Raw genomic sequence first — 11916 nt, forward strand, 5'->3', positions numbered from 1 at the left:
TGGGGGATTAATTAAATGCTGCGGCATCGACGCCGAAAGTAACCGCCCCGACAGGGAACCTGGTGGCCGGGTCAACGAGCGTCAAAGAAATCTGTTGCTGATAAATATTTGCAGATTCATCAAATTCGATTTCACCTTCGTGAACGGCCCCGGGCCCTTTCGGGAAGGTTTCGGAAAACTTTTCCTCATCCCCTTGCCAGTAATCCGACGTGATGTTGCTGACGGCCGCATTCAGACCAGTGGCATCCATAACAATGATTTCAGTGATGCGACCGCCCGATTCATCAACCATCATGCGCAGGTAATCCGACGCCGCGGAATTGGCGATCGCGTTGATCAAACTTGGGTCTTTCGTGCCGATTTCAGAACGCCAGACCTCGTCTTTAGCCAGAATTTCTGACTCCTTCAGGTTCATGTTGAGGTGGTTGCTGAGCGCGAGCGCACCCCAAATCAAACTTTCATTCGCAAGGATTTCGAGCTTGACTTGAACATATGCGACGGCATTTTCCTCTGCCGCGTTGGCGGCAAAGGCCGGCATACCCGCACATCCCAAGGCAAGAGCTAACGCGTACGTCACATTATTCATTTTGTAAGATCCCTATTGAAACTGCCAATCCGATTGCTGGCCAGCCCCTTTAATAGGAAAAGTGTTTGCAAGCTCTTAATCCCAGCCGGAAGTTCCGGCGGATTTTAATCGAACCCCCCATCTATTACCCGATCCCGCAGCACCTGCCCGAAACTGCCGAGCAATGACCAGTCTATCTGGAGCACCAAAATAGCGGCACAGTGGTGGCAAGAGTTGTGGCGATTTCGCATTTGGAATAATGCCTGATAGGATGATAAAAAGGACATGAAACCGATGCGCCTAAAGTTTGAAGATCGGCGCAAGACCATGCTCTTGGGACTGGCCACAGCGGGCCTGTTTTCGGGGCTGGCATTCTATCTGGCACAGATGGGAGATGTTGCGGACGCGCTGTGGTTCGCGGGGGTGCTTCCGGTCCTGCTGGCGCTTGTTATCGACATATTCCGCAGCCTGTCGCGCGGCGAGGTCGGCCTTGATGTTGTCGCGGCGCTGTCGATGACGGCTGCGTTGGTGTTCGGGGAAACACTGGCGGCAGCGGTGGTCGCGGTCATGTATGCCGGCGGCACATTTCTGGAAAGCTTTGCCGAAGGCCGCGCCCGCCGCGAGATGCATAACCTGTTGTCACGCGTGCCGCGCACCGCCATGCTGCACCGCAACGGTGGCCTCGAGGACGTCCCCCTTGACGAGATCAGGCCCAATGACCTGTTGTTGATACGCCAGGGCGACATCGTGCCGGTGGATGGAACGCTTGCCTCAGGTACCGCGTTTCTCGACACTTCGGCCCTGACCGGTGAATCCCTGCCGGCAAAACTATCCCGCGGCGCAGAGATCATGAGCGGGGCGACCAACGCCGGAGAGCCCTTTGATCTGGTCGCGATCCGCAGCGCAGAACACAGCACCTATGCCGGCATCGTCCGTCTGGTCGAAGAGGCGCAGCGGTCCAAGGCACCGATGGCGCGGCTGGCAGACCGCTGGTCGCTCGGGTTTCTGGCGGTGACCGTGACAATCGCCTTTGCGGCATGGTGGTTCACAGGTGACCCTATTCGCGCCGTCGCGGTGTTGGTCGTTGCAACGCCCTGCCCGCTCATTCTGGCCGTGCCCGTTGCTTTGGTCGCCGGGCTGTCGCGCGCAGCGCATTTCGGCATCCTGATCAAAGGCGCAGGCCCGCTCGAGACGATGGCGCGCATCCAAACGCTGATCGTGGACAAAACCGGTACGCTGACCGATGGCCGCCCGCAGATCGTATCAATCAACTGCTGCCCGGGGTTCGAGGAAAACGACGTTCTTCGGCTTGCTGCATCGCTTGATCAGGCTTCCAAACACCCCGTCGCACAGGCCGTCGTGCTGGCCGCAAGGGAACGCGGCATTGATTTGCCCGTGCCCTCCGACATGATCGAAGCGGCTGGCGAAGGCGTGATTGGCACGGTCGAGGGCCGAAGGGTCATCGTTGGCGGTGATGATTTTGTCGCGACCCGGATCGGGCAGCGCGCAGGCAATCATTCGGCACTTGTTGCGGGGTCCGTTCTTGTGGCCGTGTCGGTTGACGGGCAGTTGGCGGGCCATCTGGTGATGGCCGATCCGCTGAGAAAAGAAACGGCTGCCATGCTCGCAGCGCTGCGCCGTCAGGGTGTTGCGCGGATTGTGCTGGCCACAGGCGACCGGAACGCAGTGGCGCAGACCATCACCAAGGGGCTTGGCCTTGACCGCATTCAGGCGAATTTGACCCCGGATCAAAAGGTGGCGCTGGTGCTGGCCGAGCGTGCAAATGGCATGGTCATGATGGTCGGGGACGGCGTCAATGACGCACCCGCACTTGCGGCGGCAAACGTAGGCGTGGCGATGGGGGCCCGCGGGGCTGCCGCCTCGGCAGAGGCAGCCGATGTCGTGTTGCTGGTGGACCGCATTGACCGGCTTGGCCCCGGCATTCAGATCGCAAAGGCCGCGCGCACGATCGCCCTGCAAAGCGTGGTCGTTGGCATCAGCCTCTCGGTTGCGGGTATGATCGCGGCGTCTTTTGGGTATCTGTCGCCCGTGCAGGGGGCCTTGCTGCAAGAGGTGATCGACCTGGCCGTAATTTTGAACGCGCTGCGGGCTTTGCGCATCTCACCAAGCGACCTATCGCCCCAAGACACCGCTTCGGACATCGACGCCATAGCGTAATAAAGGTGATGCTGATCAACGGATTATGATCCAGATCAATAAGTTTGACGCCCGCATGTGCAAAGACCCCAGTGAGGGAATTATGCATGAACGTCTTTGGCTGGATAAATGACCAACTGCTTCGGATGCAATGGCTGGCCGATCTGGTCTCGGCGGCCGTGTCGGCCACCGGGCTTGATCCGGCATCGCGCATCGGCGGGTCGGTCCATTTCTTTGTCTATGACGTCATCAAGATTTTCATCCTGCTTTCGGTCCTGATCTTCTCGATCTCACTGGTCCAAAGCTATTTCCCACCCGAACGCACGCGCCGCATTCTAGGGGGGCGTTCTGGGATCGGGGCCAATATCCTTGCCGCACTGCTTGGCACCATCACGCCGTTTTGCTCGTGCTCGTCGATCCCGCTGTTCATCGGCTTTACGGCGGCGGGGCTGCCCTTGGCAATTACGTTTTCATTCCTGATCTCGTCACCGCTGGTGGATCTGGCCTCGGTGATCCTGCTGGCGTCGATCTTCAACTGGTCCGTCGCACTGGTCTATGTGTTCGTGGGGCTTGTGGTTGCGGTGGTCGGCGGCACGTTGATCGGACGCGCAGGCATGGAGGATCAGGTGGCCGAATTTGTGCGCACCGCACCCGTGCACGATATGAGCGAAACCATGACCTGGCCAAAGCGCCTGAACTACGCCCGCGACCAGCTGTCAGAGATCATCCACCGGGTCTGGCTTTATGTGCTGATCGGCGTGGGCATCGGTGCCGCCATCCATAACTGGGTGCCTGAATCCGTGATCAGCGGCCTTTTGGGTCAGGATAAATGGTGGTCGGTTCCCGTTGCCACAATCATCGGTGTGCCCATGTACGCCGACATCTTCGGGACGCTGCCCATCGCAGAAGCCCTGATCGGCAAAGGCGTCGGCCTTGGCACGGTGCTTGCCTTCATGATGGCCGTAACCGCGCTGTCGCTCCCGTCGATCATCATGCTCAAGCGGGTGGTAAAGCTGCCGCTATTGGCGCTGTTCCTTGTGGTCGTCACGGGCGGCATTCTGGGCATCGGCGTTCTTTTTAACGCAATAACACATTGGTTCATCTGAAAGGAACATTGTCATGATCATCAAAATACTCGGCTCGGGCTGCAAAAAGTGTCTGGCACTTGAGGAAAATGTAAAAGCCGCCGTCGCAAAGGCGGGGCGTGATGCAGAAATCTCCAAGGTGACAGATATGGCCGAGATCGCCAGCTATGGCGTGATGTCCACGCCGGCCCTTGTTGTCGACGACAAGCTTGTTTCCGCAGGCAAGGTCCTGAGCGCGGATGACATCGGTGTCTGGCTGTGGAGCGGTTCACTGCCGTAAAACCCGTAGGCTAAGACAAGCTCTCTCGGGGCCAAATGCAGCATGCGGTTTTTTCGTAACGCGGCCCCGTCAATCCGTGATCATATTGGCAGCGACCAGTTCAAGCAGGCTTTCCACCTCTTTGTCCCAATCGGTTTCCTTGCGACTGCGGTCAAATTGCAAACGGCATTGCCCGCAACTGGTGACAAAATGCGCGGCACCGGTGGCCTCGACTTCCTTGCGCTTGATCTCGAAGGCTTGCAGACTCAGCGGTGCGGCACGGGTATTGGCCAGAACGCCGCCCCCTCCGCCGCAGCAAAAGGACGTCTCTTGGGTATTCTCAAGCTCGCGTAACTCCATCCCCAAGGTTTTCAAAACGACGCGCGGGGCCCAGCCCAGCCCCCCGCGGCGGATTTGCTGGCAAGGGTCGTGGAACGTAGCGCTTTCGCCCACGGGGCGCAGGCGGATGTCGCCCGCCTGGATGCGTTCCGCCAAAAGCTCGAGCGTGTGCATGATCCGGATATCGTCGATCGGCGCACCATACCAACGGGCGGCTTCCCATCGCAACGCACCCCAGGCATGACCACATTCAGGCAGCAGGATCGTCGCGGCCCCGATCTCGCGGGCCTTGTCGATCAGCCGGCAGGTCAGTTCCCCCTGAAGCTGCGTATCACCGGATAAATACCCGAAATTCGTGGCCTCGAACGCGACCGAAGACAAGGTCCAGTCGATGCCGAGACTGTCCAGAATGCGTGCAAGCCCGACGACCGACTGATGATGCTCGTCAAGATCGCCCGGTGCCAGTGTCAGCAGCAAATCGGCTTTGGGTTTGTCCAGCGGCAAGCGGATCGAGAACTCCGCCTCAATGGCTTGGATCGCTTCGACAAAATCCGCAGGCGCACCAAAGGGGCTGTGTTTGGTTTTCGCATTCCCCGCGATCTGCGCCAGACGGTCGGGCAGCAGCCCCGCCTGAAACATCCCGTGGCGCGCTTCCTTGACCAGTTCGGCAATGTCGATGCCCATCGGGCAAACCATCGTGCAGCGCCCGCATAATGTGCAGGAATCAAAGATCAGTTCTTCCCATTCCCGCAACTCGGCAATGCTGACGGTCGGTGCGATGCCAAATGCCCGTTTGATCCAGCTGAACGGCCCCTGCAGTTGGCCGTAAGCTTTCTCGAAGGGTTTGATCTTGTGGATGGGGGTATATTTCGCTTCCCCCGTTGCCAGATGGAAATGACAGGCCTCGGCACAAAGCCCACACCGCACGCAGGCGTTCAAATAGCTTGACGCCCGTGGCCCGAATTCCGACAGGAACCCCTCCATCGCGCTTGCCACGCGAACGGCATCGGGCACGTCGCCTTGCTGGTCAAAGGACTTCGGCGGCAGTGGCTTGGTATGGGCTGTCATTGCAGGTCTCCTACATGCGGGTGCCGCGACGGCCCGCCAAAGCACCGGTAAAGCCGCGCGACAAAGGCCAGGTGAATGTGTGCATCAGGCTGCTAAACGGGAAATAGATCAGCCAAGCCTCGACAAAGCCCAGATGGATGCCCCGCAACGTGACGCTTTGTTCGCCCAACGCCATGCATCCGGTCAGCATCACCAGAAACGTCAGCCCCGTCGTGATGTGATCGTCGGGCCGTGAGATCAGCCGCACAACCGGATCGACAAACCGCCGCACCCAAAGCGCCAGCAATCCGGTAAAGGCAAATTGCGCTGCAATGATAAAGCCCCATCTGGGCAGCGCAGGCCAGTCAAACCCCAGTATATGGTCGCGCAAAAACGCCACATGCGGGGCCGCGAAAAACAGCAGCGCAAACAGGCCGATATGAAAGGCATAGCCCGCGATGGTTACAAACCAGACCCTGCCCTGCCCCAAAAACGCCCGTCTGGGCAGGAAATGGCCAAAAATCGCCCGAACCGCACCGCCACGAGGTGAACCGACAGGCCGCGCCTGGGTTGGCGACCGCCCCGCCGTGAGGATCACAAAGATACGCCACAGACCGAACACCACAAAGATGCACACCGATAGGGTCCATAACGAACCCTCCAAAAGCTCAATCACGCCCATCTGCGGCCCCCCCTTTCGTCGCTTTCATGTCGTCCAGCCAAAGATCGTGATGCGTGCGGGCCCAGTTTTCATCGACATCGCCACTGATCATACCGTCGATCGCGCCTTCGGTGCCGATGGTACCCAGATAGATGTGCCCGATGCCAAACCCGACAAAGACCAAGGCCGCAATTGCATGCAACAGCTCGGCCCGGTGCAACAGGTCGTGTGTGCCCAGAACATCTGGAAAACTCAGAACAAGGCCCGAGACCGATAAGGCGATACCGGCAATCGTCGCCGTCCAGAACCACGCCTTTTCGCCAGCGTTGTACCGGCCCGAACTGGCATGACCGCCAAACATACCGCCACCCCGAACAACCCACTTGAGGTCGCTGAACGACGGGCTGTTACCCCGCAGAAACGTGATGAACAGCGCGACCAGCGAGACGATGAAAATCGGCCCGAACAGGTTGTGGGCCTGCATGGAGGCGGTCGCGATGATGCTGAATGCGGTTTTTCCGACAATCGGGATCAAAAAGGCGCGGCCGAACAGCAGCAGCAGCCCGGTAAAACCCAGCAAAAGAAACACCACCGCCATGACCCAATGCACGACACGCTGCGCCAGCGAAAACCGCGCGACCATCCGCCCTGACCGGCCACCGTCGATGCGCAGCCGTCCACGGGCCACGAAAAACACCATGATCGCCGCCAGGACCGTTGCAATACCGATACTGCCAAACCGGACCAGCGGCCCCGCGGGGCGGCGCAACTGCGACCACCAGACCCCATCGGCATTGATCAAGACACCATCCGTGACCTCGCTGCTGCCGGGAAGCCCGCCCCCACCTTGCCTGATCGCACGCCAGATATCACTGTCGCTTTGGTCTCCCAGCGTATTTTCAGGGCCGGACTGCGATGGAAACGGCGGTGCCGTCCCTTGGGCCGCCCCGTGTTCGACAGCGACGACCAGAAACATCATTGTAACAAGCAGCATCAATGACGCTTTTCTAACCAGCCCTGCGAAGGCGACACACATCAGGAAAACCCCGACATGACTGCATCAGTCAGGCCAAGCGCACAGCCGTTATTTCCTGAAGCCGTCAACATTGCGTTCAAACCTCACTGCGTCATCATCACTCTTTGAACACTAGCGATCGGGCCTGTGGGCGGCTTTGACGCAGATCAACTTCCAACGCAGGCCCTACCCCCGCGCTCACCGGCGCAGCGCGGCTTTGGCCGACCAGCCGTTTGTTCACGCTGTTGCACAGGGTCAGGCGGTCAAACTTGTCATTGCGTGCCGGTGCTGGCAGGGTAAATGCGCAAGACCACGGAGCCATGTCGCCAATGATCAGGAAACTTGCTGTTCTCTTACTTCTAGGCGCATCCGCGCTCTTTTCCTATCTGTACTACGACAGCTATTTCAGGTGGAAAGATTGCTTTAACGAACTGGGCCGCTGTTTTGACGCTGCAAGCGGCATTGTCCGGTTGGAACAGTCGGGCGAGGTCTGGCTGCTTTTGGCGGCGCTGTCGTTCGGGGGTGCCCTCTATCATTCATGGCGCTTGGTGCGCAGAACGCCCTAAGGCCGGACCCGTCCGTTGCGAGATATCAGCGCTTGCTACCCGACCGCGATGTTGTCGATCAACCGCACACCGGCCAGCCAGACCGCGGCCAACAGCCGTGCGGGGCGGTCCGGTTTGGTCAGCAGTTCCAAATCGTCAGCGGCGCGCAAATCCATATATTCGACCTCTCCGAAACCGGCCCGTTCCAGCCGCGCAAAAGCCTTTTCCTTCAAAGCTTCAAGATCGCCCCCCGCCAGCAGCCCCTCGGCGACGTCTTCCATCGCCAGATGCAGTTCGGGGGCGCGTGTCCGTGCGCGGTCAGACAGCAGCAAATTACGCGAAGACATCGCCAGCCCGTCTTCCTCGCGGATGGTCGGGCATCCGATCACCTCGATCGGCAGATCCAGATCCCGCGCAAGCCGTGTCACCACCTGCAATTGCTGGTAATCCTTTTCACCGAAAAACGCTTTGTCTGCCTGGGTTTGCGTGAACAGCTTGGTGACGACCGTTGCCATGCCATCGAAATGCCCCACCCGATGCGCCCCGCACAGCCCCTTGGTCAGCCCCGCCACCGACACTGTCGTGGCAAAGCCGTCGGGGTACATCTGGTCGCCGTCCGGCACATAAAGCACATCCACCTTGAACGACTTCAACTTGCGCGCGTCTTCCTCTTCGGTACGCGGATAGTTCGCGTAATCGGTGGGGTTGTCGAATTGCTTGGGGTTGATGAACAGCGTGACAATCACCCGGTCACATTGCTGGCTGGCCGCCCGAACAAGGCTCAGATGGCCTGCATGCAAAGCGCCCATCGTCGGCACAACGCCCACGGTTTCACCGGCAGATTTCCAACCGCCAACAATGCCGCGCAATTCGGCCAGGGTGCGAATGATTGTGGGGCTCATTTCTTTGGGCTTTCATCCGAGAATACATGCTCCGGTCCGGGAAAGACCCGCGTCTGGACCTCGTCCGCATAGGCTTGCACGGCCAGTTTGGCCCCCTCGCCCAAGGTGGCATAGCGTTTCACAAATTTCGCCTTGAAGGCCGTGAAAAGCCCCAGCATGTCGTCCACAACCAAAATCTGCCCGTCGCATTTTGCCGATGCACCGATCCCGATGGTCGGAATGGCCACATCGCGCGTGATCTGGTCCGCCAGCGTTTCAGGCACTTTCTCAAGGACGACGGCAAAGGCACCTGCGGCGGCCACGGCTTTCGCATCGGCCAGCATCTGGGCACCCGCATCGCCGCGCCCCTGCACCTTGTAGCCGCCCAACGTGTGAATGGATTGCGGGGTCAGCCCGATATGCGCCATCACCGGAATGCCGCGCCTGGTCAGAAAGGCGATTGTTTCGGCCATAACCTCGCCGCCTTCCAGCTTGACGGCACCCGCGCCGGTTTCGCGCATCAACCGCGCGGCGCTGGCAAATGCCTGCTGGGGGGATTGCTCGTAGCTGCCAAAGGGCATGTCGATCACCAGCATGGATTGCTTCAACCCACGCCGGACCGCCTGCCCGTGCAAGATCATCATGTCCATGGTCACTTCCAATGTGGACGTCAAACCATGCAGGACCATCCCCACTGAATCGCCCACCAGAACAAAGTCGCAAATCCCGTCCATCAGTTCCGCCATCGGCGTTGTATAGGCGGTCAGGCTGACCAAAGGCGTCCCGCCTTTTCGCGCCAGAATATCCGTCGGCATCGGAGCAGTCTTTTGGGCAGTGGCACTCATTTTGGCGGTCCTCACCGGGATTGATTGCAGTCAGGCTCTAATATTGGGTCAATTGTTGTCGAACAACCCTCGACCCTGCAAATTTCGCAATAACGCTGCGAAGGATAACCCTGCAGCGCCTTTTTCCGTGCCCTTTTTGACCCCCGGGCTGGTGCCCCTGGCGGGCCTATCTGTCGCCCGTTGCATTTGTGGTTTATGTTTGGCGCAACTATAGCCTTGCCGATATTCATACGCCCCGCGAAAGGCATCGCAGATATGATTTCACACCTGAGGGCACATCTGTGCGCCATCGCCAAAGACGGGTTTCCTGTTACGTATCAGGCCCTTGCCAGCGCCCTTGGTCTGGTGCCGCCAAATACGATCCACCAGATTACCGTCGCACTTGAAACCTTGATCCTTGAGGATGCCGCCGCCGACCGACCGCTGATCGCCGCCCTTGTGATCAGCAAGGCCCGTGGCGGATTGCCCGCGCCCGGATTTTTCGACTGCGCACAGCGCGTCGGGCGCTTTCAGGGCGACCCGTCCGGCCCCGAAGCCCCGGCATTTCATGCAACCGAGTTTCAAAAAGCGGTCGAATTCTGGCGCGCAGCCGAGGCAACCGGTTGATCCTGCGTGTTTTCTTTAGATGCGGGTGGTTTGAATTGCGTCGCCGCTACCCTGCCGTCGGGTCGCCGGGCTGATACCCGATAACCACCGCCCCCAACACCATATCCACAACGCGGCTGCGCAACCTTTTTTGGCCGTTTTCTGAATAAAGACTGTTGCCAAACGAAAACGCGAAAGTCTCCATGTTGGAGACGTTGTAAAAACTTGCCGAGCTGGTCATCCAGTGCAGTTCAAGCGGGTCGGCATCCTTGCGCAAGACACCGCTGGCTTTGCCCCGATCACAGATGTCGGTCAGTTTGTCGATGATAGCCTTGTTCAGCTTAGGAATGATCTCGGACCGCTTCACATACTCTGCGTTATGGATGTTTTCGATCATCACAAGGCGGATGAACTGCGGGTTGTTCACATGTGAATCAAAGGTCGCTTCGGTCAGCCGGCGCAGGGCCGCAACAGGGTCAAGCCCTTCAACATCCAATGTTTTCTCGGTGTCGCGCAAGGAGGAATAGACCCGTTCCAGAACATGCTGGTAAAGACCTTCCTTGTCCCCGAAATAATAGTAGATCATGCGCTTTGAGGTCGCCGTCTTCTGCGCGATTTCGTTGATATTCGCCCCCGAAAGCCCCCGTGCGGCAAATTCCTCTGTGGCGATTGTGAGGATGTTTTCTTTGACGGCGGCGGGGTCTTTCTTCCAGGTGGTTTTCCGCTTCGGATCCGCCTTTACCGTTTCTTTATCCATTTCAATTGCCCTCGAAATCTTGTGACCCTGAGAGTGGAGTAGCACAGAATTAACTCGGTGGTACATTTTATTTGACAAATTAACCTGAAGGTACATAAGTGAAGCTGTAATCGGCGGTGCGGGGAGCGAATCGTCGAGAAAAAACACCAAGGGAGGATAGAAATGTCTCGTAAACTGATTGGCGCACTCGTCGCCTTCGGACTGAGCGCGTCCGTTGCGACGGCTCAAGAATACCCAACAAAAGAAATCCAGGGAATCATCCAATGGGGTGCAGGCGGGTCGACCGACACCGTGATGCGGTCCGTGACACCACATGCCGAAGCAGCACTTGGTGGGACAGTTGTCATGCAGAACATGACCGGCGCTGTCGGTGCGATCGCGTTGAACTATGTCGCAGATTCCAAAGCAGACGGCTACACGCTGCTGATGGGGGCTGAAAACCCGATGCTCTACAAGATCATGGGCCTTGGCGACAAAGATTACAGCGAATTCACCCCGATCAATATTCTGGCACGCGGCACGCCAATTCTGGTGGCCAATAACGACGCGCCTTTTGATGATTACGCGGGCATGATGGCGTACATCCGCGCACATCCAGGTGAGCTCAAGATGGGTGCCACAGGACCGGGCGGCTTGCCGTCGGTGATCACGGCCATGATGAACACGGTCGAAGGTGAAATGGACGTGATTTCCGTACCTTATGATGGTGACGGCCCTGCCCTTACCGCCCTGCAAGGGGGTGCGATTGATGTGATGCCTGCGGTTTTGGGCGCTTCGATCGAAAGCATCCGTGCCGGCGCAATGAAGCCGATCGCGATTTTCGATGTCGCACAGAATGCAAAGCTGCCTGACGTGCCGCTGGTGACGTCGGCCAATGAAGGCTACAGCAAATATCTGCCCTGGGGTCCGTTTTTTGGCGTCTTCACGCCCAAAAGCACACCTGATGATGTTGTTGCAAAGCTCAGCGCAGCCTATGCCGAAGGTGCCGCACATCCTGATTTCGTAAAGCTGATGGACGACCGTGGCTTTACCATGATGGGCATCAGCGGGGCCGAGGCGAACGACTTTCTGTCGAAATGGCAGCAAGGCACCGCATGGCTGCTGCAGGACGCAGGTCTGGCCAAAGCATCCCCAGAAGAGTTCGGCATCGCCCGTCCCTAAGGCGTGATCCCGAC

14 protein-coding genes are annotated in these 11916 nt (G+C 58.6%); 6 read left to right on the top strand and 8 right to left on the bottom strand.

Features of this window, described 5'->3' with window-relative positions; translation table 11 throughout:
• Window positions 1–7 precede the first annotated feature (7 nt).
• Window positions 8–586 (bottom strand): hypothetical protein, encoded by a 579-nt coding sequence (locus ACSQ13_RS07990; RefSeq protein WP_176249248.1) that lies wholly within the window; start codon window positions 584–586, stop codon window positions 8–10.
• A 273-nt stretch (window positions 587–859) separates the two neighbouring features.
• Between ACSQ13_RS07990 and ACSQ13_RS07995 the strand changes: the two genes are divergently transcribed.
• The 3 genes from ACSQ13_RS07995 (at window position 860) to ACSQ13_RS08005 (ending at window position 4087) form a co-directional block, all read left to right on the top strand.
• Window positions 860–2743, top strand: a complete 1884-nt coding sequence (locus tag ACSQ13_RS07995; RefSeq protein ID WP_176249249.1) for a heavy metal translocating P-type ATPase — start codon at window positions 860–862, stop codon at window positions 2741–2743.
• Between the two features lie 86 nt (window positions 2744–2829).
• Window positions 2830–3828 (top strand): permease, encoded by a 999-nt coding sequence (locus ACSQ13_RS08000; protein WP_176249250.1) that lies wholly within the window; start codon window positions 2830–2832, stop codon window positions 3826–3828.
• 13 nt (window positions 3829–3841) lie between these two features.
• On the top strand, window positions 3842–4087 hold the full coding sequence (locus ACSQ13_RS08005) for a thioredoxin family protein (protein WP_176249251.1): 246 nt from the start codon (window positions 3842–3844) through the stop codon (window positions 4085–4087).
• 69 nt (window positions 4088–4156) lie between these two features.
• Here ACSQ13_RS08005 and ACSQ13_RS08010 read toward each other — a convergent pair whose 3' ends face one another.
• The 4 genes from ACSQ13_RS08010 to ACSQ13_RS08025 all read right to left on the bottom strand — a co-directional run bounded on the left by ACSQ13_RS08010 (window position 4157) and on the right by ACSQ13_RS08025 (window position 7450).
• Window positions 4157–5473, bottom strand: coding sequence for a (Fe-S)-binding protein (locus ACSQ13_RS08010; RefSeq protein ID WP_295512248.1), 1317 nt, complete (start codon window positions 5471–5473; stop codon window positions 4157–4159).
• Between the two features lie 10 nt (window positions 5474–5483).
• Entirely contained in the window at window positions 5484–6134 is a 651-nt protein-coding gene (locus ACSQ13_RS08015) for a hypothetical protein (protein WP_295512246.1), read from the bottom strand.
• On the bottom strand, window positions 6121–7107 hold the full coding sequence (locus tag ACSQ13_RS08020) for a formate dehydrogenase subunit gamma (protein ID WP_295512245.1): 987 nt from the start codon (window positions 7105–7107) through the stop codon (window positions 6121–6123). The genes ACSQ13_RS08015 and ACSQ13_RS08020 overlap by 14 nt, the downstream gene beginning before the upstream one ends.
• A gap of 139 nt (window positions 7108–7246) precedes the next feature.
• Entirely contained in the window at window positions 7247–7450 is a 204-nt protein-coding gene (locus tag ACSQ13_RS08025; protein ID WP_295512243.1) for a hypothetical protein, read from the bottom strand.
• A 7-nt stretch (window positions 7451–7457) separates the two neighbouring features.
• On the opposite strand from ACSQ13_RS08025, the gene ACSQ13_RS08030 reads away from it, so the two are divergent.
• On the top strand, window positions 7458–7694 hold the full coding sequence (locus ACSQ13_RS08030; protein WP_176249255.1) for a hypothetical protein: 237 nt from the start codon (window positions 7458–7460) through the stop codon (window positions 7692–7694).
• A 35-nt stretch (window positions 7695–7729) separates the two neighbouring features.
• On the opposite strand, the gene panC is transcribed toward ACSQ13_RS08030, so the two are convergent.
• Window positions 7730–8575 carry a pantoate--beta-alanine ligase gene (gene panC, locus ACSQ13_RS08035; RefSeq protein ID WP_176249256.1) on the bottom strand — a complete coding sequence of 282 codons (846 nt, stop codon included), beginning with the start codon at window positions 8573–8575 and terminating at the stop codon, window positions 7730–7732.
• Complete coding sequence (gene panB / locus ACSQ13_RS08040) at window positions 8572–9399, bottom strand: 3-methyl-2-oxobutanoate hydroxymethyltransferase (RefSeq protein WP_176249257.1); 828 nt, start codon at window positions 9397–9399, stop codon at window positions 8572–8574. Before panB ends, panC begins: the two co-directional genes overlap by 4 nt.
• Window positions 9400–9654: 255 nt before the next feature.
• On the opposite strand from panB, the gene ACSQ13_RS08045 reads away from it, so the two are divergent.
• Complete coding sequence (locus tag ACSQ13_RS08045; RefSeq protein WP_295512240.1) at window positions 9655–10005, top strand: hypothetical protein; 351 nt, start codon at window positions 9655–9657, stop codon at window positions 10003–10005.
• Window positions 10006–10051: 46 nt separating this feature from the next.
• Here ACSQ13_RS08045 and ACSQ13_RS08050 read toward each other — a convergent pair whose 3' ends face one another.
• The gene (locus ACSQ13_RS08050) at window positions 10052–10741 is read right to left on the bottom strand and encodes a TetR family transcriptional regulator (RefSeq protein ID WP_176249259.1); all 690 of its coding nucleotides are present in this window, start codon (window positions 10739–10741) and stop codon (window positions 10052–10054) included.
• A 162-nt stretch (window positions 10742–10903) separates the two neighbouring features.
• On the opposite strand from ACSQ13_RS08050, the gene ACSQ13_RS08055 reads away from it, so the two are divergent.
• The gene (locus ACSQ13_RS08055; protein WP_176249260.1) at window positions 10904–11902 is read left to right on the top strand and encodes a Bug family tripartite tricarboxylate transporter substrate binding protein; all 999 of its coding nucleotides are present in this window, start codon (window positions 10904–10906) and stop codon (window positions 11900–11902) included.
• Window positions 11903–11916: the final 14 nt, after the last annotated feature.

This window comes from Sulfitobacter sp. SH22 (assembly GCF_965641905.1).
Taxonomy (GTDB): Bacteria; Pseudomonadota; Alphaproteobacteria; order Rhodobacterales; family Rhodobacteraceae; genus Sulfitobacter.

Bases quoted from the DNA above. Each gene is read 5' to 3' on its own strand.
- ACSQ13_RS08025 (WP_295512243.1), bottom strand. From the start codon at position 7,450: ATGGCTCCGTGGTCTTGCGCATTTACCCTGCCAGCACCGGCACGCAAT.
- ACSQ13_RS08045 (WP_295512240.1), top strand. From the start codon at position 9,655: ATGATTTCACACCTGAGGGCACATCTGTGCGCCATCGCCAAAGACGGG.
- ACSQ13_RS08005 (WP_176249251.1), top strand. From the start codon at position 3,842: ATGATCATCAAAATACTCGGCTCGGGCTGCAAAAAGTGTCTGGCACTT.
- ACSQ13_RS08000 (WP_176249250.1), top strand. From the start codon at position 2,830: ATGAACGTCTTTGGCTGGATAAATGACCAACTGCTTCGGATGCAATGG.
- ACSQ13_RS08020 (WP_295512245.1), bottom strand. From the start codon at position 7,107: ATGCTGCTTGTTACAATGATGTTTCTGGTCGTCGCTGTCGAACACGGG.
- panB (WP_176249257.1), bottom strand. From the start codon at position 9,399: ATGAGTGCCACTGCCCAAAAGACTGCTCCGATGCCGACGGATATTCTG.
- panC (WP_176249256.1), bottom strand. From the start codon at position 8,575: ATGAGCCCCACAATCATTCGCACCCTGGCCGAATTGCGCGGCATTGTT.
- ACSQ13_RS08010 (WP_295512248.1), bottom strand. From the start codon at position 5,473: ATGACAGCCCATACCAAGCCACTGCCGCCGAAGTCCTTTGACCAGCAA.
- ACSQ13_RS07995 (WP_176249249.1), top strand. From the start codon at position 860: ATGCGCCTAAAGTTTGAAGATCGGCGCAAGACCATGCTCTTGGGACTG.
- ACSQ13_RS08050 (WP_176249259.1), bottom strand. From the start codon at position 10,741: ATGGATAAAGAAACGGTAAAGGCGGATCCGAAGCGGAAAACCACCTGG.
- ACSQ13_RS08030 (WP_176249255.1), top strand. From the start codon at position 7,458: ATGATCAGGAAACTTGCTGTTCTCTTACTTCTAGGCGCATCCGCGCTC.
- ACSQ13_RS08015 (WP_295512246.1), bottom strand. From the start codon at position 6,134: ATGGGCGTGATTGAGCTTTTGGAGGGTTCGTTATGGACCCTATCGGTG.
- ACSQ13_RS07990 (WP_176249248.1), bottom strand. From the start codon at position 586: ATGAATAATGTGACGTACGCGTTAGCTCTTGCCTTGGGATGTGCGGGT.
- ACSQ13_RS08055 (WP_176249260.1), top strand. From the start codon at position 10,904: ATGTCTCGTAAACTGATTGGCGCACTCGTCGCCTTCGGACTGAGCGCG.